Source organism: Desulfosalsimonas sp. (assembly GCF_046483245.1).
Lineage (GTDB): Bacteria > Desulfobacterota > Desulfobacteria > Desulfobacterales > Desulfosalsimonadaceae > Desulfosalsimonas.
The window spans coordinates 44,082-69,228 of record NZ_JAWODO010000041.1 but is presented as its reverse complement, the minus strand read 5'-3'; the positions used below and the strand labels follow the sequence as shown (position 1 = coordinate 69,228).

At 53.8% G+C, this 25,147-nt stretch carries 22 protein-coding genes and 1 tRNA gene; 20 read left to right on the top strand and 3 right to left on the bottom strand.

Annotation, left to right across the window (positions count from 1 at the left end):
• The coding region (locus R6U41_RS04335) for a phenylacetate--CoA ligase family protein (protein WP_410268608.1) at positions 1 to 686 on the bottom strand (686 nt) is incomplete at its 3' end.
• A 355-nt stretch (positions 687 to 1,041) separates the two neighbouring features.
• A complete protein-coding gene (locus R6U41_RS04330; protein ID WP_410268607.1) occupies positions 1,042 to 1,833 on the bottom strand; it encodes an enoyl-CoA hydratase/isomerase family protein in 792 nt (263 codons plus the stop codon).
• A 181-nt stretch (positions 1,834 to 2,014) separates the two neighbouring features.
• Here R6U41_RS04330 and R6U41_RS04325 point away from each other — a divergent pair, with 181 nt between their 5' ends.
• On the top strand, positions 2,015 to 2,632 hold the full coding sequence (locus R6U41_RS04325) for a class I SAM-dependent methyltransferase (protein ID WP_410268606.1): 618 nt from the start codon (positions 2,015 to 2,017) through the stop codon (positions 2,630 to 2,632).
• 84 nt (positions 2,633 to 2,716) lie between these two features.
• On the opposite strand, the gene R6U41_RS04320 is transcribed toward R6U41_RS04325, so the two are convergent.
• Positions 2,717 to 2,793, bottom strand: a tRNA-Arg gene (locus tag R6U41_RS04320).
• Positions 2,794 to 3,051: 258 nt separating this feature from the next.
• Here R6U41_RS04320 and R6U41_RS04315 point away from each other — a divergent pair.
• The 19 genes from R6U41_RS04315 to R6U41_RS04225 all read left to right on the top strand — a co-directional run bounded on the left by R6U41_RS04315 (position 3,052) and on the right by R6U41_RS04225 (position 25,009).
• A complete protein-coding gene (locus R6U41_RS04315; RefSeq protein ID WP_410268605.1) occupies positions 3,052 to 4,056 on the top strand; it encodes an RNA polymerase sigma factor RpoD/SigA in 1,005 nt (334 codons plus the stop codon).
• Positions 4,031 to 5,878 (top strand): tetratricopeptide repeat protein, encoded by a 1,848-nt coding sequence (locus R6U41_RS04310; protein WP_410268604.1) that lies wholly within the window; start codon positions 4,031 to 4,033, stop codon positions 5,876 to 5,878. The genes R6U41_RS04315 and R6U41_RS04310 overlap by 26 nt, the downstream gene beginning before the upstream one ends.
• A complete protein-coding gene (locus R6U41_RS04305) occupies positions 5,875 to 6,654 on the top strand; it encodes a hypothetical protein (RefSeq protein WP_410268603.1) in 780 nt (259 codons plus the stop codon). Before R6U41_RS04310 ends, R6U41_RS04305 begins: the two co-directional genes overlap by 4 nt.
• A complete protein-coding gene (locus R6U41_RS04300; RefSeq protein WP_410268602.1) occupies positions 6,651 to 7,460 on the top strand; it encodes a RimK family alpha-L-glutamate ligase in 810 nt (269 codons plus the stop codon). Before R6U41_RS04305 ends, R6U41_RS04300 begins: the two co-directional genes overlap by 4 nt.
• Positions 7,447 to 8,616: a deoxyguanosinetriphosphate triphosphohydrolase family protein gene (locus R6U41_RS04295; protein WP_410268601.1), complete on the top strand. Its 1,170-nt coding sequence runs from the start codon at positions 7,447 to 7,449 to the stop codon at positions 8,614 to 8,616. Before R6U41_RS04300 ends, R6U41_RS04295 begins: the two co-directional genes overlap by 14 nt.
• Before the next feature lie 164 nt (positions 8,617 to 8,780).
• Positions 8,781 to 9,179, top strand: coding sequence for a lipopolysaccharide assembly protein LapA domain-containing protein (locus R6U41_RS04290; protein WP_410268600.1), 399 nt, complete (start codon positions 8,781 to 8,783; stop codon positions 9,177 to 9,179).
• Positions 9,180 to 9,233: 54 nt separating this feature from the next.
• Positions 9,234 to 11,912: a DNA mismatch repair protein MutS gene (gene mutS / locus R6U41_RS04285; RefSeq protein ID WP_410268599.1), complete on the top strand. Its 2,679-nt coding sequence runs from the start codon at positions 9,234 to 9,236 to the stop codon at positions 11,910 to 11,912.
• Positions 11,913 to 11,949: 37 nt separating this feature from the next.
• Complete coding sequence (locus R6U41_RS04280; RefSeq protein WP_410268598.1) at positions 11,950 to 13,920, top strand: N-acetylmuramoyl-L-alanine amidase; 1,971 nt, start codon at positions 11,950 to 11,952, stop codon at positions 13,918 to 13,920.
• Between the two features lie 47 nt (positions 13,921 to 13,967).
• A complete protein-coding gene (gene purB / locus R6U41_RS04275) occupies positions 13,968 to 15,347 on the top strand; it encodes an adenylosuccinate lyase (protein ID WP_410268597.1) in 1,380 nt (459 codons plus the stop codon).
• Between the two features lie 281 nt (positions 15,348 to 15,628).
• Positions 15,629 to 16,021, top strand: a complete 393-nt coding sequence (locus R6U41_RS04270; RefSeq protein WP_181551411.1) for a roadblock/LC7 domain-containing protein — start codon at positions 15,629 to 15,631, stop codon at positions 16,019 to 16,021.
• Positions 16,022 to 16,105: 84 nt separating this feature from the next.
• Entirely contained in the window at positions 16,106 to 16,711 is a 606-nt protein-coding gene (locus tag R6U41_RS04265) for a GTP-binding protein (RefSeq protein WP_410268596.1), read from the top strand.
• Positions 16,712 to 16,722: 11 nt separating this feature from the next.
• A complete protein-coding gene (locus R6U41_RS04260; protein ID WP_410268595.1) occupies positions 16,723 to 17,325 on the top strand; it encodes a hypothetical protein in 603 nt (200 codons plus the stop codon).
• A 42-nt stretch (positions 17,326 to 17,367) separates the two neighbouring features.
• Positions 17,368 to 17,841 carry a hypothetical protein gene (locus tag R6U41_RS04255; protein ID WP_410268594.1) on the top strand — a complete coding sequence of 158 codons (474 nt, stop codon included), beginning with the start codon at positions 17,368 to 17,370 and terminating at the stop codon, positions 17,839 to 17,841.
• A gap of 101 nt (positions 17,842 to 17,942) precedes the next feature.
• A complete protein-coding gene (locus tag R6U41_RS04250) occupies positions 17,943 to 19,142 on the top strand; it encodes a HAMP domain-containing protein (RefSeq protein ID WP_410268593.1) in 1,200 nt (399 codons plus the stop codon).
• A gap of 131 nt (positions 19,143 to 19,273) precedes the next feature.
• Positions 19,274 to 20,296, top strand: a complete 1,023-nt coding sequence (locus R6U41_RS04245) for a hypothetical protein (protein ID WP_410268592.1) — start codon at positions 19,274 to 19,276, stop codon at positions 20,294 to 20,296.
• Positions 20,297 to 20,360: 64 nt separating this feature from the next.
• Entirely contained in the window at positions 20,361 to 21,461 is a 1,101-nt protein-coding gene (locus R6U41_RS04240) for a response regulator (RefSeq protein ID WP_410268591.1), read from the top strand.
• A 74-nt stretch (positions 21,462 to 21,535) separates the two neighbouring features.
• Entirely contained in the window at positions 21,536 to 21,916 is a 381-nt protein-coding gene (locus tag R6U41_RS04235) for a hypothetical protein (protein ID WP_410268590.1), read from the top strand.
• A 211-nt stretch (positions 21,917 to 22,127) separates the two neighbouring features.
• A complete protein-coding gene (locus R6U41_RS04230; protein WP_410268589.1) occupies positions 22,128 to 24,506 on the top strand; it encodes an ATPase, T2SS/T4P/T4SS family in 2,379 nt (792 codons plus the stop codon).
• Between the two features lie 32 nt (positions 24,507 to 24,538).
• Positions 24,539 to 25,009 (top strand): PilZ domain-containing protein, encoded by a 471-nt coding sequence (locus tag R6U41_RS04225; protein ID WP_410268588.1) that lies wholly within the window; start codon positions 24,539 to 24,541, stop codon positions 25,007 to 25,009.
• Positions 25,010 to 25,147: the final 138 nt, after the last annotated feature.

Here is a 25,147-nt window from a genome sequence, read left to right as displayed (position 1 = left end):
GAGAGATTGAGCTTTTCCTCGATTTCCTTTCGCATGTTCTCGGACCAGGGTTCAGCGCCGAAAATGCCGAACTTAAAGCTCAGATCCTTAAATGATACCCCCATGTCTTCGGCCGCCTCGGCCAGGTGCAGGGAGTAGGAGGGGGTGGCCGTGAGAATGGTGGGGGCAAAGTCGCGCATGATAACCACCTGTCGCTTGGTGTTGCCACCGGATACCGGGATGACGGACGCGCCAAGCTTTTCCGCCCCGTAGTGCACGCCCAGACCGCCTGTAAACAAACCGTATCCATAGGCATTGTGGATGATATCGCCCCGGGTGGCCCCGCCTGCGGAAAGCGCGCGGGCCATGAGTTCGGCCCAGGTGTTGATATCCCGGGATGTGTAGCCCACAACCGTGGGTTTTCCCGTGGTGCCCGAGGAGGCGTGAATGCGCACCACGTTGTCCATGGGAACGGCAAACATGCCAAAGGGATAATTGTCCCGCAAATCCTGTTTAATGGTGAAAGGCAGTCGCTGCAGGTCTTCCATTCGCTGGATGTCACCGGGCTTCAGCCCGGCCTGGTCGAATTTTTTCCGGTAATGCGGAACTGTTGCATACACCCGGGAAACCGTTGCCTGCAGCCGCCGCAGCTGGATGGATTCCAGGGCTTCCCGGGGCATGGTTTCATACTCGATGTCGTATATCATCGTTGTCCTCCTGTGCGTGGTGTGGTTCTTCATACAACCGCTGCCTGGCCCGGGCCGATGGGTTTGCCCATAAAAAAAGGCTGCGGGAAAACCCACAGCCTTTTGGCATGAAAAAAGGCCATGGGTTGCCTGTTTGCGTCTTCCCATGGCCTTGTTTGCGTATTTCGATTGGCTTTTTTACTGCGCCGATCCATGGGAAGACTTTTTAAAGAAAAAAAAGTTCCCGAAACCGGCATGCTCAGATGCTTGTTTCATGCGTTGGCAGACCTTGTGAATTTTTGAAAAAATATGTCCCGAAAAAAACAGATGCCCGTACATTAAACAGCCCCGGTTAGATCTGTCAAGAAAAAAACCGTTACTGGTTTAATTTGCCCCGGAATTCAGGCTTGCGTTTTTCCAGAAATGCGCTGGTGCCCTCTTTTGCATCTTCGCTGGCCATGCACAATGCAAAGGCGTTGATTTCAATTTCACAGCCGGTTCCCAGATCCGCATCCATCCCGTTTGCGATGGTCTGCTTGGTCGCCTGGACCGACACACGTCCTTTTCGGGCAATGGTTTTGGCTGTTTTCACGGCGGCTTCCATGAGTTCGCCAGCCGGTACCACCCGGTTGACAATGCCTTTTTTCTCAGCCTCTTCTGCTGAGAGCATCATGCCCGTGAGAATCATTTCCCGGGCCAGGTTTCTGCCCACAATGCGGGCCAGGCGCTGGGTGCCGCCGAATCCCGGGATAATGCCCAGATTGATTTCCGGCTGTCCCACTTTGGCGTTGTCCGCAGCATAAATGAAATCGCAGGAAAGGGCCAGTTCCAGGCCGCCGCCCAATGCAAAACCGTTGACCACGGCTATAACGGCAATGGGCAGGGCTTCGATTTTAAACATGAGCTCATGGCCGCGGGAGGCAAAATGCTTGGCGCTGACCGGGTTGAGTTTGGCCAGTTCGCTGATGTCGGCACCGGCCACAAACGCTTTGTCCCCTGCGCCAGTGATCAGAAGCGCACGGATATCATCGTTTGCCGCGATTTCATCAACGGCTGCGTGCATTTCAGTAATCACCTGGGCGTTGAGTGCGTTTAAGGATTTGGGGCGGTTGATGGTGATGGTGGCGATGGCATCGGCAACATCGACCTCAATGGTTTCATATGACATGTCAGCCTCCATATGTAAGCGGGTTAAAGGGGCGAAAGCAGAAAACGCTTTCAAACCGGGCGGATCTTTGATAATAAAATAGCGTTCATGCTTAAGGTTAAATAAATGAATTTGTTTTATTTGTCAAATTTGCAATCATGCGGCCTCCTGCCGCGAAAAGGAAAAGCCCTGGAGTCAGACAATGGATGATCAGGCGATTATAAAGGCATATAAGCGCTATGCCGGAAATTATGACCGGATTTTTGGAAAAGTTTTTGAGCACGGCCGCCGGGCGCTTATCGGGAAAATGAATTTTGCCCCGGGCCAGCGGATTCTGGAAGTGGGCGTGGGTACCGGGCTTTCTTTGCCGCTTTATCCCAAAGACGTCTCGGTTGTAGGCATTGACATTTCACCGCACATGCTCTGGTATGCCAGAAATTATACAAACGGAAATGGCGACGGCAGCCGGAGTTTGTCTCTGATGGACGCCCAGAGCATGAGTTTTGCCGATAATAGCTTTGATAAGGTGGCGGTCATGTACGTTGTGACCGTGGTGCCTGAGCCTGCAAAAATGATGGAGGAAATCCGGCGGGTGTGCAAACCCGGGGGCGATATTTTCGTGGTCAATCATTTCAGCAACCCGCATCTGATTCCGAGGATGGTGGAAACGGTTATGCTGCCCTTCAAAAGCCTGCTTGGATTTCGTCCCCGTTTTTCACTGGAGGCGTTTCTTGCGCAGAATCCGCTCCAGGTTGTGGAGACCTGCCCTGTAAACCTGCTGGGATACTGGACCCTTATCCATGCGCGCAATGCTTCCTGAAATATAAGTAATACCGCCGGTGCATAGCCCCTCTTTGTTTCGGGCGCAGATGCTGCGGCAGCAAGGTCTGGGGGAAAACCCGATTGGCGCGCCTGGCAGGATTCGAACCTGCGGCCTACGGATTAGAAGTCCGTTGCTCTGTCCGGCTGAGCTACAGGCGCGCATACTCTGGATCTTCACTGATTGACAGGTAAAATCCTTGAGAATGGGGAAAAATTTTTTTACCATTAGAAAATGCTTTTGTCCATTATAAAAAGGGCACTTCTGCCACAACGGCAAAATCGCTTTACCCAAACTGAGCGATTCAATAAGGTTGAGATCTTGCGGGAAAAAACTTATTATATGTATTTTATGGCAAAGACCGCGATTGTTGCACTCACCGGTGCCAGGCGAAAAAATTCGATGATAGCCCAAAGATTATGAGCAAGCAGAAGCCAACCGATCATATTGAAAATCCGGAAAATGGCCTGTCCGACAGCGACACGGACGGCGGCAGCGATTCGGCAACCACCCGGAGGCTGAAACAGGCCGTGTCTCTGCCCGGTGAGCAGGGTCAACTGGTCCCCTATGACCCGCTCCAGCGGTATCTTTCCGAGATCAGCCGGTATCCCCTGCTGACCCGGGAGCAGGAGGTTGAACTTGGCCGGCGCCTGCAGGAGGAAGGGGATCCGGATGCGGCTTATATTCTGGCCACATCCAATCTTCGGCTGGTGGTCAAGATTGCCATGGAGTTTCAGCGCACCTGGATGCAGAATCTTATGGATTTGATCCAGGAGGGCAATATCGGCCTGATGCATGCGGTGCAGAAGTTTGATCCCTACAAGAACGTCAAGTTTTCCTATTATGCAGCCTTCTGGATCAAGGCCTATATTCTGAAATTTATCATGGACAACTGGCGCCTGGTCAAGATCGGCACCACCCAGGGTCAGCGGAAGCTGTTTTTTAAGCTCAAAAAGGAAAAACAGAAACTTGTGGAGCAGGGTTTTGCCCCGGAGACAAAGCTGCTTTCCAGCCGGCTGGGCGTCTCCGAGCAGGAAGTGCGGGACATGGATCTGCGCCTTGACGGCTGGGATGTGTCTTTGGATGAGCCATTAAAGGATGACTCGGACACCGAGCGGGGCGATTTTTTTAGTTCGGATACCGAGTCCATTGAATCCCAGGTGGCCCGCAAGGAAGTCGAGTCCCTGCTGCGCGAAAAGCTCGGGGATTTTAAAAAGCAACTTTCAGAGCGGGAGCTGGATATTTTTCAGCGGCGCATATTCACCGATACTCCCGATACCCTTCAGGACATCGGGGACAAGTACCAGATCTCCCGGGAGCGGGTGCGGCAGCTGGAAAAAAATATTGTCAAGAAAATGAGGGTTTTTTTCGAAAAAGAGATTCCGGACTTCGCCGCCTATGAATATCCCGAGGAAAACGAGTAACATCATGCGGCTTTCAGGCGCCGCAACAAGTGAAACGCCCAGGAATTCAAGCCCGGCGCCCCGCCTCGGGATCCGCACGTTTGCTCTGTTCGGGGGTTTAATGGTTATAACTGCTGTCCTCACTGCCGGATGCGCGGGCAGGGATCACCACCCCGGGCCTTCGGTACCGGCTGCTCAACCCCCTCCTGACATCACTTCGCCTGCTGGGGGGCAACAGCGGCCGGTCAGCCATTATTATGATTTTTTACGCGCGCAGCTCGCTGCCCGCTCCGGTCGGTTGGAAGAGGCCGTGGCCTTTATGAAAGACGCTGTTGACAAGGTCCCGGATCAGGCGGTTGTCAAAAAAGAGCTTGCCATGCTCTACATCAAGCAGGGCAGGAAGGATAAAGCCCTGGAAATTATCAAGGAGGCCCTGGGTCAGGATCCGGACAACACAGAGTCGCTGATCGTCGCCGGTTCCCTCTGGCAGAGTGCCGGAGAACTGGATGCAGCCCGGCAGGCTTATGAAAAGGTTGTCGAAAATGCGCCGGAACGGGAAAACATTGCCCTGATGCTGGCCCGGCTTTATCTGCAGCAGGAGCAGTTCAACCGGGCTGCAGAATTGATGATGGATTTTGTGGAGCGGTTTCCGGGAAATTATATGGGGTTTTATTATCTGGGCCGGGCCTACAATGAACTGGGCCGGCTCGAGGATGCTGCAGACGCTTATCAGCGGTGCCTGTCCATTGAGCCGGATTTAATGGAACCGCGTGCTGCGCTCATTGATATTTACAGGCGCCAGGGTAAAGAGGGCAAGGCGGCTTCCCAGTACCAGGCCATTCTTGAACGCGATCCACGCAATGCAGCCGCTGCCCTTGAACTCGGGGTTTTTTATAAAAAACAGGGCCGGGCGGATAAGGCCCGCGCAATCTGGGAGGATCTCGCCGGAAGCGCCGGGCCTGATTCGGATGTGATCAAGGCCGTTACCGGGATGCTGGGCCGGCAGCGATATGATGACGCCATAATCGCCCTGTCAGGCGTTTTGGAACATGACCCGCAGAATTCCGCTTTGCATTATCTGGCCGGGGCAGCCCTTTACCTTTCCGACAAAACAGGTCCTGCCATGGACCATTTCCGGCAGGTGGCGTCTGACAGCGATTTTTACATTGATGCCATGATCCACCAGGCCATTATTTACAACCGGGAGTCCAAGACCGGGAAGGCTGTCGGGCTGCTTGAATCAGCCATGGAAAAAAGCGACAGCGCCGGAAAGGCAAGTCTGATTCCGTATTTGAGTGCATTTTATCAGGAACAGGAGCATTACCGGCAGGCTGAATCGCTTTTGCAGCAGGGGCTTTCCATTAATCCCGGGAGCACCGAATTGCTCTATGAACTCGGGGTGCTCTACGAAAAAATGGGCAATGTTCACGCTGCAATTGAAAAAATGAAGCAGGTCATCGAAAAGGACCCGGAAAACGCAGACGCCCTGAACTATCTCGGATACACCTATGCCGATCAAGACATCCACCTGGAGGAGGCCGAGGCTTTGGTCCGCCGGGCCCTGGAACTGGAGCCGGAAAGCGGCCACATCCTGGATTCCATGGGATGGGTGCATTATCGGCAGGGCGATTATCAAAAGGCCCGCAAGTATCTGGAAAAGGCTGTTGAAAAAATCGGCGATGATCCCGTTATTTTGGAGCATCTGGGCGATGTCTACCGCAAAACCGATCAGCCCGGCCGTGCCCTGGAATATTATAAAAAGGCCCTGGAAAACGGCTCTGAAGAAGCGGATGCCGTAAAGGAAAAAATGGATGCGCTCCGGCAGCAGGAGGTGTCGCCTTGAAGGGCCGCCTGATTGCGCTGTTTTTGATTCTGCTCACAGGGGCCTGCGCTTCTGTGGAAAAACCTCCGCCGTCTGCCGTTTCCCGGATGGAAGCGGGAAAAGCCGAATCCCTTCTTGCCCGTATCCAGGAAGCAAATGAGGCAATGACCCCCTATAAGGCCGTCGGCCGAATCGGAGTGGACGATGACAGCGGTTCATGGTCTGTTCGTGCGGCGTGGCTTGGCGCGCCAGGGGGGCGTTTCCGGATTGAAGCCATGGGCCTTGCCGGCCAGCCCTTTGTCAAGATTATCTGCGGCCCGGATTTGTGCTCCTTCCACTTTCCGGAAGACGGGGAGGTCCGGCGCAGGGATACCGGTCGGCGAAGCCTGGGCCGGCTTGCCGGGGTGGATATTGATGTGGATGATCTTGCACTGCTGCTCGGCGGCGGGGTTCCCATAGCGGATCATGACACGGCTGCCGCCTATCAAATGCTTGGCGGTGATCCAATGCTGGTGCTCAAAAAACGGTTTTCCGGAACCGTACAGCGCATCCGGTTTTCCACTGAACCCATCAGTGTTCGGGAAGTGGAAATGTTTACCTGGCAGGGGACTGCCTATCGGGCGGAAATCCTTGAGGTGCGGTCTGCAGATGGACGAGATATGCCCTTTGAACTTCAGATCTCTGATGCAGCGGGCCATCGCCTGTCGGTGAGCGTGGAGCGCTGCTGGGCGGATGCGGCCGTACCGGCCCGGGCCTTTTCCCCGGAACTGCCCGGCAATACGGATGCAGCGCCTTGAAGCAAGATAATGTTCGATCTACGGCTCGCCCGTCAAATGCCGTCTGCCTTGAACTTCACCTGCGATCCTGTTCCAATGTGACCTGCCTGGGGGTGCGGCCCAATTTTTCCGATTATCCCCCGGCTGAGGCGGAATTGATCCGGGATGCCCCGAAAATATATTATCCTTCCACTTTTTATGCCGATTTGCTGGCAGCTACCGGAAAATCGATTTTTCCGAGCGTGCATACCTATCGGTTCGTTCAGGACAAGATCAAGCAAAGCGCCCTGTTTGAAATCCTTGATCTGCCCCGGCCCAGAACCCGCACCTTTTACGGCAGGCGCCTGCCGGAAAAGATCCTGTCGCATTTCCGGTTTCCCTTTGTGGGCAAAATTGCCCGGGGTTCGGCCCTGGGCCGGGGCGTGTTTCTGATTGCCGGCCGTGATGACCTGGATGCTTACTGTGGGCTGACCAATATCGCTTATATCCAGGAATATCTGCCCATTGACCGGGATATTCGGGTGGTGGTCATCGGCGATAAAGTTGCCCATGCCTACTGGCGCATTGCCGCACAGGGCGAGTTTCGGACCAATCTGGGCTGCGGCGGCAAAATCAGTCTGGATCCCGTGCCTGAATCCGCCCGTGATCTGGCCCTGCATACGGCTCGCTGTTGCGGTTGGGATGATGTGGGCATTGACATTTGCATGACAGGCAACAGATTATATGTTCTTGAGGCCAACATGAAATACGGCAAAGCCGGCTTTGCCGCAGCTGGCATGGATTATTACAGGATCATGGAGGAAAAGATCGCCAATGCAGAGATCTGAGCTCCCCGCCCTGCAAGAGTTGACAGCGATGCTCGACGACCGGGAGCAGCAAAGCCTTTCACCCGGGGCTGCCAAAAGCGCCGGGGGGCTTCGCAGGCGCCCGGAAAAACAGCTGGAAACCGATTACCGGCAGCCCTTTGCCGTGGATGTGGACCGTATCCTGCATTCTTTGGCGTACAGCCGGTATATTGATAAAACCCAGGTATTTTATCTGATCCGCAATGATCATATCACCCACCGCATGCTCCACGTGCAGCTGGTTTCCAGGGTGGCGCGGACCATCGGTCGGTTTTTGGGATTAAACGAAGATTTGATCGAGGCCGTTGCCATCGGCCATGACATCGGTCATCCGCCCTTTGGCCATGACGGTGAACGGTTCCTTTCAAACTTGTGCCAGGCCGCTGGCATCGGGCAGTATCATCACAACGTGCAAAGCGTTCAGTTCCTGGAAAAAGTCGAGCGAAAGGGCCGGGGCTGGAATCTCTGCCTCCAGACGTTAGACGGCATTCTGTGCCATGACGGAGAGGTTCACAACCGGCACCTGGCGCCCGTGCAGGGCAAAACCTTTGAAGACCATCAGGCGGAACTCGCAGAAAAAAAATCCGGCCGGCCGGTTGATCTGGTGCCCATGACCCTGGAGGGATGCGTGGTGCGTTTTTCCGACACCATCAGTTATATCGGCAGAGATATTGAAGACGCCATCCGTCTGGGCCTGATCCGGCGCAAGGACCTGCCGGCGGACTGCGTGCAGCACCTGGGCGATACCAACGGCACCATTGTCTATACTCTTGTCACGGATGTGATCCGCACCAGCTATGAGCACGACGCCGTGGCTTTCAGCCCGGAGATCTCCGGGGCTCTGCGGCGGCTGAAGCAATTTAACTACGAGGCGATCTATTCAAATCCGGCCATCAAGCAGGACACACCCAAAATTGAGCATTTGTTTGAGCATCTGTTTGAGCGGTTTTTCAATGATATTGAAGCCGGCAACAAACAATCACCTGTTTACCGCAATTTTATTGCCGATATGGCCGAAGATTACATATCAGCGCACTGCTCTGCTGAAATTGTCCGGGATTTTATCGCAGGGATGACGGATCAGTATTTTTTAAATTTGGCCCCGGAGCGCATGCGGCCGCAGATCCGCGCCTGGTGATTTGGTTTTTTTGTCCCTGGCCGGTGCTGAAAAAACGGTTGAGTTTTTCCGGCAAACGTTACAATATAGCAGTTTCACATCAGAATTTGACAAATTGCAGTTGCATCCGGCACTGTTTTTTTGTGGTGCCCAAAGACCCGGAAGCCTTGTTGGAGGATATGCGCATGAAAAAGCTTAAGTATGTTTGCTGGCTGCTGATTGTGGTATTGGCAGCAATTGTGGTGTTTCAGAACAAAGGGTTTTTCCTCGTGGAGCGCAGCTTTAAGCTCAACCTGTATTTTTTTAAATACGCCTCGCCGGAACTGCCTACGGCCGTATATTACCTTGCGGTGTTTCTCATCGGTTTTTTTCTGTGCTTTTTTATGAGTTTGTCGAAGAAATTCAAGACCCGCAAAACAGTCCGGCAGCTCAATGAGCAGCTTGCTGCCAAGGACCGCAGGATTTCCGAGCTTGACTCAGAGCTGGCGGCCGCAGGCAAGGCACAGCAGGCCCCGGCTATGCCTGCCGGCCCGAAGGACACGGCTGACCCCCAGGCGGAGCCTCCTGCTGAGCCCGAAAAGTAAAGAATCAGGTTTTTCAATGAGATCCGGGATGGAATGGATCGGGGATGAGCCTTTATGACCGGCCGGCAAACCAGCGATGCACAAATGACGCCCATGATGCGCCAGTACCTGGATATCAAGGAGCAGTACACCGATTATCTGCTGTTTTACCGGATGGGCGATTTCTACGAGATGTTTTTCGATGATGCCCATACTGCCGCCCGTGAGCTGGAAATCACCCTGACATCCAGAAACAAGAACGAAAAAAAACCGGTGCCCATGTGCGGAGTGCCGGTCAAGGCCGCTGAAATTTATCTGGGGCGCCTGATTGAAAAAGGCTACAAGGTGGCCATCTGCGAACAGACCGAGGATCCGGCTGCGGCAAAGGGGCTGGTCAAGCGGGAAGTGGTGCGTGTGGTCACCCCCGGAATGGTATTAAATAGCGATCTGCTCGATGCACGCACCAACAACTTTATTGTCTCCATCCTCGGCCGGGCCTCCCGGTGGGGGCTTTCCTGCCTGGACCTGTCCACAGGGGCCTTCCGGGTCACGGAAAGCGGTGATGTGCATGCGCTGCTGGAAGAAATCAGGCGCATCGCCCCCAGTGAAATCCTGATGCCTGCAGCCGCCCGGACCGGCGATGGCTATGAAATTTTTTGCACCTCGTTTGAGCAGTCCGCAATTACCTGGATGGATGACGGGGCCTGCGATTACAAACCGGCGCGCCAGCGCCTGATCCGTCAGTTCCAGACCCGAAGCCTGGAGGGCTTCGGCTGTGAAGGCCTCAAAGCCGGAATTGGCGCTGCCGGCGCCCTGCTGTTTTACGTCCAGGAGACCCAGAAACAGCAGATCGCCCATCTGTCGGGTCTTGAAACCTATTTTCTGGACCAGTACCTGCAGATAGACGATATCTCCTGCCGCAATCTTGAGCTGCTGGCCAATTTACGAGACGGCACCCGAAAGGCCACCTTGCTTTCGGTGCTGGACTTTACCATCACGGCCATGGGCGGCCGGCTGATCAAGCACTGGATCCGATATCCCCTTCTGGGGGGCGGTGACATGGCGGCCCGGCACGAGGCTGTGGATCAGCTGGCGGCATGCGGCATGGAGCGAAAGGCCATTCGCGCGTCCCTGAAATCCGTGGCGGATTTGGAGCGGCTGGGCAGCAAAATCGTTATGGGCCAGGCTAATGCAAGGGATCTTGTGGCCCTGCGGCGCTCCATTGAGGCATTGCCGGAGATCCACGGGCACCTGGCCGGATTCAGCACGGATCTTTTGTGCCCGGATACGTCGATTCTGCCGGAGTTGACCGGCCTGGGCCAAACCATTGCCGCCGCGGTGGTCGATGACCCGCCGCCCGTGGTCAACGAAGGTGGCATGATCCGCACCGGCTATGACGACAATCTTGATGAACTCATTGCCATTGCCAGAGACGGCAAATCCTTTCTGGCCGAGCTTGAAGCCCGGGAAAAACAAGCAACCGGTATCCAGACCCTCAAGGTTCGCTACAATAAGGTTTTCGGTTATTATATCGAGGTGTCCAAAAGCCAGGCGGATGCCGTGCCCGCCCATTATGTGCGCAAGCAGACCCTGGTCAATGCCGAGCGCTATATCACCGATGAGTTAAAATCCTTTGAAGCAAAGGTTCTCGGCGCCCAGGAGCAGCGCGCATTCCTGGAGTACGAAATTTTCTGCAAACTTCGCGACGCGGTGGCGCAAACCCATAAGGCCGTGGCCGCAGCCGCTGCATTCGTGGCCCAAATCGATGTGCTCAACGGCCTGTCCGAGGCCGCGGTGCAGAACCAATATGTCCGGCCCGCCATCAACGAGCAGGGTGTGATCGATATTGCCGAAGGCCGCCATCCGGTGGTGGAAAAACTCATTGAGGCAGAACGGTTTGTTCCCAACAGCCTCCGGATGGATAACCGGGAAAATCAGGTGCTGATCATCACAGGACCGAACATGGCCGGTAAATCCACGGTGCTGCGCCAGGCTGCCCTGATCGTGCTCATGGCGCAGATGGGCTCTTTTGTGCCTGCAGACCGGGCCGATATTGCTGTCACGGACCGGATTTTTACCCGTGTTGGGGCCCTGGACAATCTATCCCAGGGTCAGAGCACGTTTATGGTGGAAATGGAGGAAACCGCCAACATCATGAACAATGCCACTTCCCGGAGCCTTGTCATCATGGATGAAATCGGCCGGGGTACGTCCACCTTTGACGGCCTGAGCATTGCGTGGGCTGTGGCCGAATATCTCCATGACCTGGATGACACAGGGGTGAAATCCATGTTTGCCACCCATTATCATGAACTCACGGAATTGCACCGGGTCCGCAGGCGGGTGAAGAATTACAATATCGCGGTGCGTGAAATCAACGACGAGATTATTTTCCTTCACCAGTTGGCTGAAGGCGGCACCAACCGCAGCTATGGAATTGAAGTGGCGCGCCTTGCGGGGATGCCGGAAAAAGTTGTTGAGCGTGCCAAAAAAGTATTGGAGAATGTGGAAAAACAGGGTCATGTCCTGGGTAGGGAGGCAGCTGCGCCGGCGCGGCGCACCCGGGTTCAGCAAAGATTTGTGCAGCTGCCCTTGTTTCAGGGCCCCGAGCAGGACGTGATCGAGAGCCTTAGGCAGGCCGAGGTGGAACACCTGACCCCCATGGACGCCATGAACCTACTGTACCAACTGCGGCAGAAACTTCTGGGCCAATCCGCAAGCCGGTCCGGGAATTCTGACGCAGGCAATCCGTAAGCCGGAGATTTTGGCCATTAATCAACAAAGCAGTTGCATGAAACACAGACGACTTATTCATATTTTCGTTATCTGCCTGATTTGCGTGTTAGGGTCGTGCGTATCCACGGGAGCCTCGCCAAATCAGCTCTATTTTGAGGCAGAGTCCTGCTACCGGCAGCTGCAGCAGCACCCGGAGCGGCAGAAATACCGCAGCTATTGGTTAAAGTGCATTGAACGCTTCGATGCTGTCCATGATCGGGACCCGGACGGTCCCTGGGCGGCGGCCGGGTTGTATAAGGCCGCAAGCCTGTACCGGGAGCTTTACAGACACTCCTACCGGTCTGCAGACCTCAAGGCTGCGGCTTCCCGGTTTCAACAGGTGACCCGAAAATATCCCGAAAGCGCTTACAGGCAAAAAGCCCGGGCAGCTTTAAGAGACATCGGGGATGCGATCAAAGCCGATGAAAAGGCGGCAAAACAGGCCTATTTTGAAGCCGAGTCCTGCTACCGGCAACTCCAGCAGCACCCGGAGCGGCAGAAATACCGCAGCTATTGGTTAAAGTGCATTGAGCGCTTCGAAGCTGTCCATGAACGGGATCGGGAGGGCCCCTGGGCGGCGGCCGGGTTGTTTATGACCGCACAGCTGTATCAGAAACTGTATTCCCATTCCCGCAGTCCTGCTGATGAGCAAAAAGCCCGGTCCCTGTTTAAAAAAGTGGCCGGGCAGTATCCGTCGAGCGCCTACAGCCGGCGTGCGCGCAAAGCGCTTGACGCGTCTGCGACAAGTGCGCATACCCCCGTGAAGCTTGCCGGAGAAGACACTGCGTCCGGGGAAGTCACCACGAATCATTCAGACCGCAGCAATGCGCCCGCATCGGGGGAGGCGGTTACGGTTACCGGAATCCGCTACTGGTCCAACCCGGAATATACCCGGGTGGTCATTGATGCCAACCAGGCCACTGATTTCAAGCACAACCTGTTGAAAAAAGATCCCTCCATCAACCAGATGAATCAGCGGCTGTACGTGGATCTGGACAACACCCGCCTGGCCAATCATATCCAGGAGCAGATTGCCATCAACGACACCCTGCTCAAGGACGTGCGCGCCGGTCAGTACCGGTCTGATAAAGTCCGTGTGGTTGTGGATATCAAGTCCTTTGAAGATTACAATGTGTTTTCTTTGAAAAATCCTTTCAGAATTGTCATTGATGTAAGGGGCCAGGCAGCTGCAGAGAAGCAAGCAGATTCCTCTGATCCCAAAATATCCCGGGATCAGAAAGCTTCCATTGCCCGGCAGCTGGCCCTGGGGGTGCGGCGGATTGTCATTGATGCCGGCCACGGGGGCAAGGACTACGGGGCGCCGGGTTATTTAAAGGGAGTGCATGAAAAAAACGTGGTACTGGAAATCTCAAAAAAATTGGCCGCCAGGCTTCGCGAGGAACTGGGCTGTGAAGTGCTGCTGACACGGGACAGGGATGTGTATCTGACCCTTGAGGAGCGCACTGCCATTGCCAATACCAAAAAAGCGGACCTGTTTATATCCATTCATGCCAATGCCGCCAGAAACCGGAATGCATACGGCATCGAGACTTATTTTCTAAACCTGACAACCGATGAGGACTCCATTGCCGTAGCCGCCCGGGAAAATGCCACATCCGAGAAAAATATCAGCGAGCTGCAGACGATTCTCGATGATTTGATGCGCAATGCCAAGATCAATGAATCCAGCCGGTTGGCCACTTATGTGCACAAAAACATGATCGGCCATCTGGACAGCCGTTACAGCCGGATTCATGATAAGGGCGTCAAGCAGGCGCCGTTTTATGTCCTTCTGGGCGCCCAAATGCCTTCGATTTTGGTTGAAGCCTCTTTTATCAGCAATAAACGGGAATGTCAGCGTCTCACCAATTCGAAGTATCAAAAGCATTTATGCGACGGCATTGTCAAGGGTGTCCGCCGCTATATCCGGGATACCCGGCCCACGGCATTCCTGGGATCCGGGGGCGACGGAGCTGAATCCAATTGAGAAATCAGTCCATGAATAAACAGCACTGACAAGGAAACAGGAGAATCATGACCCAACAAAGGCCAATTGAAGCCATTTCCGTACTCGACGGCAGATATGCCCGCCATGCCGGCCCGCTCAGGGAGATTTTTTCCGAATACGGCCTGATTCGGTACCGGCTTTACGTGGAATTGCAGTGGCTCAAATTTCTGCTCAGGGATCTGGGCATGGCGGAAGCCGATGATGCGGCACTGAAAAAAATCGATGCCATATATGAGAATTTTGACGTGGATGGCGCCGAAGCGGTCAAGGCCATTGAAAAAGAAACCAATCATGATGTCAAGGCCGTGGAGTACTATATCAAGGAAAAGCTCACGGCTTCCGGCCTGGTCCATATCAAGGAATGGGTGCATTTTGCCTGCACCTCCGATGATATCAACAACACCTCTTATGCCCTGATGATCCGCAGCGGCCGCCGGCAGATTGTCGAGCGGCTCCGGGAAATCCTGGCGAAAATCGAGGAGCTGGCCCGTGAGTACAAAAGCATTCCCATGATGGCGCGAACCCACGGCCAGCCGGCAACGCCCACCACTGTCGGTAAAGAGATGGTCAATTTTGCCTGGCGTCTGCGCCATGAACTGCGATGCCTTTCGGACCTGCCCATTCAGGCCAAGCTAAACGGGGCCAGCGGCAATTACAATGCCCATCACTTCGTGTTTCCTGAAATCGACTGGATGGCCGCCTCCACCCGGTTTATGGAGCAGCATCTGGAGATCTCGCCTGTGATGTACACCACCCAGGTCAATCCCAACAATTACATGGCCGCCATTCTTCATTCCATGGTACGGATTTCCGCGGTTCTCACGGATCTGGACCGGGATATGTGGGGCTATATTTCCCTGGGCTATTTCAAGCAGAAGCTCAAAGAGGGAGAAGTGGGATCATCGACCATGCCCCATAAAGTCAATCCCATTGATTTTGAAAACAGCGAGGGCAATCTCGGGCTGGCTGTTTCCATGATGGAGCACATGGCGGTCAAGCTGATGATTTCCAGATTCCAGCGGGATTTGAGCGACAGCACGGTGCTTCGCAATCTGGGGGTGGTGTTTGGCTACATGATGGTGGCCCTGGCCTCCACATACAAGGGCCTTGACCGGGTTGAGGCCAATGAGCCGGTGATCGCTGCAGACCTGGAGGCCAACCAGGAATTGCTGGCTGAACCCGTGCAGTCGGCCATGCGGGTTTACGGCGAAAGCCAGCCGTATGAAAAGTTAAAGGCACTGACCCGGGGCAAGCGAATCACCCGGGAGGATCTGGCCGGTTTTGTTGACGGTCTGGAGTCCATTCCCGAGGCCGTGCGCCGGGATTTAAAAGATCTTCACCCGTCTGAATACACGGGACTGGCAGAAGCCCTGGTAGAGCGTTATTTCAGGGTAAAGGGGCAATAGCGGCAACGCCTGCCCCATGATGCCACAAATGATCTTCCTTTCCTGCTTGCATTCGGAACTGAGAATATGTTATTGATTCTTAAACAGAAATCCACTGAGATAAGGATAAAAGACCGCATAGAATCAATGGGCATTTTCTCATTGATTCGGGTAAATCATTGTTATATAAGAAAAGAGTTTATGCAAAAAAAACAGCGCGCCGGACAAATTGCGGGCATTAGCGAATTCCGGCATTGGGGGGAAGGGTGCATATCAATTTGGAAGGCAAGGGGTAACCGTAAATGGATTTTACAATCGATTTCACCAAGGAACAGATCGAATCCATTGAAGATGTGCTGCAGCAGGAGTTGATCGATCTGGGGGTGCAGAGTGTCATCCTGATGGATCTGGCCGGCAATGTAATTGTCAATCTTGACAACGGGCATGCCAATCACGACGTGTTTTCCCTGGCTGCACTGGCGGCGGGCAATTACGGGGCGGTCAGCGCCATGGCCAATATCATCGGGGAGCAGGAATTTTCCCTGTTGTTTCACAAGGGGGAAAAAGAAAGCATCCATTTCAGCAAGGTGGTGGAGGATTTGCTGCTTTTGACCATTTTCAACCGGGATGTTTCTCTGGGATTTCTGCGATTGAAAGTAGCCGAGGCCATCAAGCGCATTCAGACGTTGATTTAATGTCGTTGCGGGGACTATGAACGCGCATATTCGGGAAATATAATGGCAGTGGAGAAAACCTAAAGGGTTGCGGAGGAAGGTGATTTGGCGTTAATTAATCCGAAAAAGCGGGAGGTCCAGGTCAAGATCGTTTACTACGGCCCGGGCCGCGGCGGCAAGACCACGAACCTCGAATATATCAACCGCAAATTCAAAAAACGGATTTTAAATGAGATGGTCACGGTGAAAACTTATGGTGACCGGACTCTGTTTTTTGACTTTCTCCCATTTGACATCGGCGAAATCAAGGGACACAGCATTAAGATCCAGCTCTACACAGTCCCCGGTCAGGTGAAATACAATGCCACCCGCCGCCTGGTGCTGCGGGGCGTTGACGGCATTGTTTTTGTGGCTGATTCCATGGATTTGCGGCGGGAGATGAATATTCGCTCCCTGCAGAACCTAAAGGAAAACCTGGAGACCTTCAATAAAAACATTTTTAACATTCCGCTGGTGATGCAGTACAACAAGCGGGATCTCGCCGATGAAGGCATCCCCATTCTCTCGGGGGAAACTCTGCAGAAGGATTTGAACTCCAGATTAAACGCCCCTTATTTCCCGGCCAGCGCCATCCGGGGCGATAATGTGGCCGCCACCATGAAAAAAATTATCGCACTGACTGTCAGTTCCCTGCGGAAAAAACTGCAATAGGAGGAAAATCATTGAATCGCACGGAAGATGATGAGGGCCTGGGCGAAGAAGTTTCCAGCCGGCTCGAGGAAATGTTTGGCGAAGACGAGGATGCCGGGTTTGATGAGCAAAATTCCCCTGTCCGTGAGCTCAGTGCGCTGGTGGCCGGGATTGACTGGGAGATTTCAGACGAAAGCATGGGGGCTTTTTTAAAAGAGATTCGTCGGTTGCAGGAGACCTACCAGGACGACAAAATCGTTTCCATGTTTTTAAAGCTCCAGGAAGCCGTTGGCAAATACATCAAGGCCAAAAAGGCCAAGGCGCACCCGGAGGCCATCGGTTTTGTGGCAGACGTGTTCAAAAACTTTGAAACCGTTCTGGCCCGTCCGGAAATGCCGGAAAAAGAGAAAAAACGCCTGCTTTCCGCAGATGTCAAAAGATTCAAGGAATTCAAGAAGCGGGTGCTTACCCCGGAACCAGCCGGGAGTCAAAAGGTTTCCGGGAAAACCGGGAACAGCCCTGCGGCCGTGCTGGAAAATCAGGAGGCCCTGGATTATATCGTTGGAGAGCTGAGGAAAACCATCAAGTCGGAACTGCAGGTCATCCAGCAAATCATCAAGAATCTCGGTGCGTAACCCAGGGAATGAACACATCTTCCTTCGAAACGGAGGCATTGCATGACAGCTGTTTTTTCAGGTGATATTTCCGGGATGGTATTGAAACGAAGCCTGCGGGCCGACCTGGGCGAGGTTTCCCTCGACAGTCAGATGTTGCAGGTGCTTATGGAACTCGACGGTAAAAAGAGGCTCAGTGAGGTGGCCCAGTCTCTGCAGATGAGCATGAAGGACCTTCGTGGCGTGGTCCAGAAGCTTCATCAGCTGAAACTCTGCGAACCGGCCCAGGATAGCATGCCGGTCCTGGGAAAGGATTTTCTTGATTTTCTCTCCTCCCAGCTTTCCCGGGCCATGGGGCCCATTGCGGACGTGGTGATCGAAGATGAGATCCGGGAGATGGGGGAGACGGCCAACCGGTTCCCTGCCCATAGGGCAGCCGAGCTAGTGGACTTGCTGGCTCGCCAGATTTTGCGCGAGGAAAGAAAAGTGGCCTTTCAGCAGGCCATGGTCAAAAAGCTGCGGGAAATCCAGACATAGTCCGGGATTGGTCCCTTGCGGAACAAGAAAAGAATTCCTTTGGAGATAAAGGAAAATGATTTTATTTCATGCTGCCAACAATTGACCGAGGAGGATAGATCATGACGGTGATTTGCGAGGAATGCGGAAAGGTTTATCATCTGGATCCGGATAAGCTTGAGCGCTATAGAGGCCAAAGTATACGTGTCCGGTGCGGGGAATGCGGCCATGTGACCCAGCTGTCCAGGTTGATGGAAACCACGGAATTGCCCGAGGAAACCTATTCCGAACCTTCCTATGCGACTGCCGACGCACCCCCGGAGGATGCGGAAGATGCCGGACCATCCCTGGCACAGCCGGGCGAAGAAGAGCCTTCGACTGCAGCCGGAGGCCCGGATTATTCAGGGGGTGATTTTTCTTCCGGCGGATGGATCGGGTTGCGCGGCAAGATGTTTTTCCTCTTTCTGGTCATACCGGTTATCCTGATGGCGGTTTCGGGCTATTTCTCATACATGCAGATCGACAAGCTGACCACGGAGATTACCGATCAGAGCACCGAATTGGTTGCCGAGGCCGGTAAGGATCAGCTGCTTCAAAAAGCCCGGGATGTGGCTTTGCAGTGCGAAATTTATCTGCGCACGCATCCGGAGCTTGAACGTGAGGATTTCAGCTACGATCCCACTTTCAATCAGATTGCCGTGCAAGCCGTTGGTGAAAGCGGTTACACCTGTTTGAGCGAAGAGGAAACTGCGGACCGGGACTTCACTCTATGGGCGCACCCCAATCCGAATCTGATCGGCATACCGAATACCGACGACACCCTGCGCAAAGCATTGGGCCCGTATTTTGAGGAATGGTGGGAGCTCATGGAAAATTCCTGGGGCAGAAAGGAGGCCGCCGGGACATATATGTGGAAGGACGCAGACGGTGACCTGAGGGAAAAATACATGGCAATCGTCCCCATCAACATCGAGGGCAAAAAGTTTCAACTGGAGGCCACCGCCTACATGGACGAATTTACGGAAAGAACCGAGGGCCTGCGCGAAAATGCCGAGCAGATGACAATGGAGACCCGCAATATCAACCTCGGGATTCTGGGCGGCTCGATCCTGATTATTGGTTTTTGTATTATTGTTTATGGATACCGCCTGACCCGCAAGATTCGCTATCTGACCGAGGCGGCAGACCGCATCAGCGTCGGGGATCTGGAAGCTGAGATCGAAGTGCGCTCCAAAGATGAAATCGGCAGTTTGGCTGAAGCGATCTCCCGGATGCAGGACAGTTTGCGGTTTTCCATTGAGCGGCTCAGAAGGCGCAGGTAGGCCGGGATTCGGGCAAGGCAAATTATGAGGGCGATGCGCCCGCCCGTGCCGGCGCATTGCCTGTTTGCTTTGTCTGCGGCCGTATCATTGCCGTAACTGAAGATCGTTAACAATACAATGTGGAAAAAGAAATGTTTCTGATTCCCAGAGAAAAGCCGGTTGTTGAAAATTTAAACAGCTACTACGTTGATATTGCCAGGCTCATTGAACATTACCAGGGCGAGGTGGGTGCCGGCGTGGTCCATTTTCAGTCTCCGGTTTCCGAGGCGGTGCTTTTTTTTGACGAGCAAAGCATTGTCAACGGATTTTTGGACCACCGGCGGCAGCATTTTCACGGCACGGATGCTGTTGAGCGCGTTGTTGAAGGCGCAGGCCGAAACAATTTTACCATTTCGGTTTATCGAATCCTGCCGGAGCGACTCTATTTCTGGGCCAATCTGCCGAAATCAAAGGTGGTGTATGCGGATTTGACCTCCGAGTTTACCAATCTTGAGGGATTGATTCGAAAACTGGAGGCGGAAAAGTTCACCGGCTATATTGACGTGGAGGTCAAAAACGCCCAGGGCGGCCTGCTGTTTATTTACAAGGGGGAAGTCATCGGAGGCTCTTCGGCTGACGGTGCCGGCAACCTGGACCGCTCCGAGCAGTACCGGCAGGACCTGATTCAACGGTCCAAGAAACATGGCGGCAATTTTAACGTCAGCCGGGTGATGCTGGATGAGCCCGAGGCAGCCAAAATATCGCCTCCGGAACGGGTCAGGGACAGCAGCAAAGCCGATTCCGGTTCCCGGGAGGTAAAGATCGGTTCGGCCCGGGTCATGGAGATGCTGGGAGGGTTGTTATACGCCCTGGAATCCTTGGTGCGGTCTAACCGGAAAATCAAAGGCGATTTCGAAACCCTGCTGAACCGCAAGTTTGTGGAAAATGTGGACAAATATGAATTTCTGGATCCGTTTGCCGCGGAATTCAGGTATTCCGAGGGCAAGGCGCAGTTTAGCGGAAGCGCCGATTATGGAAAGCTGGTAGCCGCAGTAGCGGAATGTGTCACGGAGATCGCTGAAAGCCACGGTTTGCTGGTTCGGCTCCAGAAAAATCTCGAAGTCTGGCGCAGGGAATTCGCTGATGAAATTGCTGCATTTGATATAAGATTGTAGTGCAACGATGGTTTTTAATGGCCGGCACCGGAGAAAACCGCCGGAATCCATATAACAGGTGATCATGACACCAAAAGTGCTCATAGTCGATGATGATGCGGTTTGGCTCCAGCTCATGGAGCAGGAACTGAAGCAAAATGCCCCGCCTTTTACAGTGGCAACAACGGAAAGCGGCCAGGAGGCACTGGATATGCTGGCCGCAGACCACGTCAGCGCCGTGGTCAGTGATTTGCGGATGCCGGGAATCGATGGTTTTGAGCTGGTAAACCGGGTCAGCCGGGACTACCCGGATATTCCCGTGATGATTGTCACCGCCTATGATCGTCCCAAGACCCGGGAGGTGGTTTTTAAAAGCGGGGCCAGCGACTACATGGTCAAGCCTTTGAGCACGGAAGACCTGATCGAGCGCATCAACCGGATACTTAGAGCTCAGGCGGAAGGCGGCAGCCTGCACAATGTTTCCCTGGAAACATTTCTGCAGCTCATTGAAATGGAAAGCCAGACCTGCACCCTTCGTGTGAGCCGCAAGACCGGCAATCAGCTGGGGGTGTTGTTTTTCAGGGACGGGGATTTGATCAATGCCCGCCTGGGCGGTCGGCAGGGCCATGAGGCGGCCTATGAAATTCTTTCCTGGTCCGGGGTGTCGCTGACAATTGAAAATTTTTGCCAGGTGACCGAAAAGCTCATCGACGGAGGCCTTCAGTCGATGCTGCTAAACGCCATGCGCCAAAAGGATGAAAACCGGCCGGATTTTTCGCCCCATGAAAATCCGCCAAATGACCAGATTTTGCTCGACAGCCCCATTTTCACCCAGTCCGAAGAACAAGATGCACCGTTAGCCACTGATCGTTCCCGTTCCGGTGCAGGAGACAGCAAAGAACCCGATTTCGCAGGGGCTTCTGATGCAGGGCGGTCCCAAAGCAAATTGGAGTCCATATTCGGAAAGGTTTCCGGAGTGGAGGATATATATGAAGATCAGCGGTATGCCGGTCTTCTGCAAGAAGCCGCGCGGATTGGAAAACTTTGCGGCAGCGGAGAGCTCAATGCGGTTTATGTGAATCACAAATCCACGGGCCAGCGGGTGATTGTGCCGGGCAGCCAGGTGAGCGTGATACGGATGAGCCATGATGTGTCCCGGGACCGGATCATTGATCTGCTGCTATAGGGGTTTTTCAAAATTTTGAAAAAAAGCCGGTTCCGCCGGGACGCAAACGCGTTATCAGGTGCACGGAAAGGGCAATGAAAGATATTTTCAGGGATATTATCACCATCGAAGGCGTCCACGGCGTGATCGTCTTTGCCGGAGACGGGCAGGTGGTAGCCAGTGAGTTTTCTTCCGGATACGGTGATGAGCAGTCGCGGTTTGGCAGGTTTGACTGGTCGTCTTTTGCCAGTGAATTATCCGAGATCAGTGAGGCCGAATTCGTCTTTGACAGCAAGCGCTTGTATGTCCGAAAGGCCAAGCCGGGCTATGTGCTGGTGCTGCTCGATGATCTGGCCCCGGTTTCAATGGTAAGGCTCAACTGCGAGATCCTTCTGCCCTCTCTGGACCGGATCAAGCCGGGCCGCAAGTTCGGCCAGATATTTAGTGGCCGAACGAAAACCAGGATTTTTCGTTAAGGTCCAGGACGGCGAAAATTTTAACCGCAGGAATACTCGACGTATTTTGAGGATTAAAATTTGAGCCGGACGCAGAGATTGGCGGAAAAGACGGTTTTCGTTCAGGCACTATTTAAAAGGCGCAAAGCCTGATCAATTTGTTTTTGTTGAAATGCGGCTGCATTTGGATCCGGCAGCCTGTAATATTTTGCGAATCAAAAAGGATGGAAACATGGAGACCGTGGAAAAACAACCCGGTTTCGACTCCCGGCAAAAGGTGGCAGAAGCATACGAAGCCCACGGATTATACGAAGAAGCCATATCCGTATACCGGAATATGCTTGAATCATTTACTGATTTAACCGAAGAGACAAGGGCGGAAATCCAAAGCAAAATCGATTCCCTGAGTCAGGAGGCCGAGGACCTGGATCAGGACGTGGCCAAGGAGTTGTCGACCGAAGATGTCTCTCACATCAAGTCAGGGCTTTCCCTCGGGGAAAGCGCCCCCGAGGTCTATGACAGCGCCACGGCCTTCAAGGAACTGGGCCTGTACAAGGAAGCGGTAAAAGAATATCAAAAGCTTTTTTCAGCCGATTATCCAGTGGACCAGTTTTATGCAGATTTGCTGGAGTGCCTTTTTGCTTTGTTTCCGCCGACCGAGGTCATCCAGCGCGTCGATGCCATCGGCGAGGAAAATCAGATTTCAGAAAAAACCCGGGCGGACATGAAATACGAGCTCGGCCTGGCATTTGAGCATCGCGATTATAAGGAACTGGCTGCTGAGTGTTACCAATCCGTTCAGGGAATCGATCCGGTCTACCCCAAAATCAAGGAAAAGCTGGCTTCCGCAGGACCGGGCGAGCGGTATGAATCCCGCTATGATTATCTGCTGCGAAATGAGATTGTCACCACTGATCAGCTTCAGAAGGCCCTGGGCATATCCAAACAGCTCAAAAAGAGCGTGGAACAGGTGCTCATGGAGCAGTTCAAGGTGCCCAAGGAGCAGATCGGAAAGTCTTTATCCGCGTTCTATCACTGCCCCTTCAAGGAATATAATTCAAAAATGGAGGTGCCCTACGAACTTCTGGCCAACCTGAAAAAGCCCTTTTTGCTCCAGGACTTATGGGTGCCCCTGAAATGGGAAATCGACCACATTGAAATCTTGCTCGATGACCCCAAGGACCTGCGCAAGCTCGATCATGCCAAGGCCCTGTTTAACACCAGCAAGTTTGTCTTCTCTGTTGGCATCAAGGAAGACATTGAAGCCATTATTAATCATTTTTTTGTTGGGAAAAAATCAGCCAAGTCTGAACAGGACAGCCTTTCCACTACTGAGGCCTTTGAAAATCTGCCGGAAATCGAATTCGACGAAGAAGAGGATGAAGAAGAAGACTTTGAAGCCTATACCGAGGCCTCCGGCAAGGTGGTCCGGCTGGTGGATCAAACCCTGATCACGGCTTTCCGGAAAAACGCCTCGGATGTTCACGTGGAACCATCCCCCATCACCCGGCGCACCAAGATTCGTTTTCGCATAGACGGGGTGTGCCAGGATTTTCTCGAAGTGCCCAATACCTTTGCCAATGCCTTGTTGTCCCGTATCAAGATCATGGCCGGGCTCGATATTGCTGAACGGCGCATGCCCCAGGATGGAAAAATCAAATTCCGGCGGCGGGGCGTGCCTCAGTTTGAACTCCGTGTGGCCACCCTGCCCACAGCCGGAGGCCTGGAAGATGCGGTAATGCGTCTTCTGGCTTCAGCCGGCGCCATGAAAATCGACGAGATGGGCATGACCGAGCGCAATCTTGAAGTCATGCGGCGGGGCATTTCCAAGCCCTATGGGCTGATTCTGTGCGTCGGGCCCACGGGTTCGGGTAAAACCACAACCCTGCATTCAGCACTGCATCACATCAATACTCCCGAGCGCAAGATCTGGACCGCTGAAGACCCGGTGGAAATTACCCAGCAGGGCTTGCGCCAGGTGGAGGTGCACAAAAAGATCGGGCTGGATTTTGCCCGTATCATGCGTTCGTTTCTCCGGGCTGACCCGGATGTTATCATGGTCGGTGAAATGCGCGATTACGAAACCGCTTCCATTGGTGTGGAGGCCTCCCTGACCGGTCACCTGGTGTTTTCCACCCTGCATACCAACAGTGCCCCGGAAACCGTGACCCGACTTCTGGACATGGGGTTAAATCCCCTGAATTTTTCCGATGCGTTTATCTGTGTGCTGGCCCAGCGCCTGGTGCGCCGCCTGTGTCCCAACTGCCGGGAGGCTTATCATCCCACACGGGAGGAATTCGATGAGATTGTTGAAATCTACGGCGAGGCGGCATTTGAGCAAACCGGCATTACCTGGACCGAGGATCTGACCATCTACAGGCCCAAAGGCTGTGAGCAGTGCAGCAGCGGCTATAAGGGCCGGATGGGCATCCATGAACTCATGGACGGCTCCAAGGCGATCAAGCGGATGATCAAGCGGCAGGCCAGTGCTGAAGAGCTTTTCAACCAGGCAAGCCAGGAGGGTATGACCACGCTGGTTCAGGATGGCATTGCAAAGATGTTTGCCGGATTCACGGACATGAGCGAGGTGCGCCGGGTGTGCATCACCTGATGCCCTGAGATTTGAAAAAGGAAGCCGATCCGTTGCTTGACTCCCTGAAAACGCGTTTACGGGGACTTGTCCGGCGGATTCTGCCCGGAACCCGGCCAAAACAGTTGTCTCCTCAGGTGCCGGACCCGGACACTAGTTTTGATAAGCGCTCTTTTGATCGCTACCAGATTACCTTCCCGGTACGGATTTCCGGAAAAGATTTCCAAAATCGCCCTTTTAAGGAAGTCACCCGCCTACAGGACGTATCGGGCAGCGGTGCACTGTTTTTGTCCAGTTTTCCGGACCGCTACCATGTGGGCCAGGATATAGATGTGGCCATTATGCTCGATGCTGCAGAAGACGTGCAGGCCTGCATCCGAAACCAGGCAAGCGTGGTGCGCATCAACTGCCCGGAGGCTTGCGGCGCCAAACCCGATGCCGGTTTGCAGGGCATTGCTGTTTGCTTTCACCATGGATTTGATTTTCAGCGCATGGCGCCTGAAGAAAACGGATGCCCTGAATGAGCCGGCGGAATCGGAAAAATTACTTGAGCACCGTTGGCCGGATTCGGGCGGCGGGTGTGCTGATGGCCATTTTCCCCGTTCTTCTGTTGCTTTTTCTCTTATTTCGTCTATCCCCTGATCCAGCCGGCGACCTTCTCT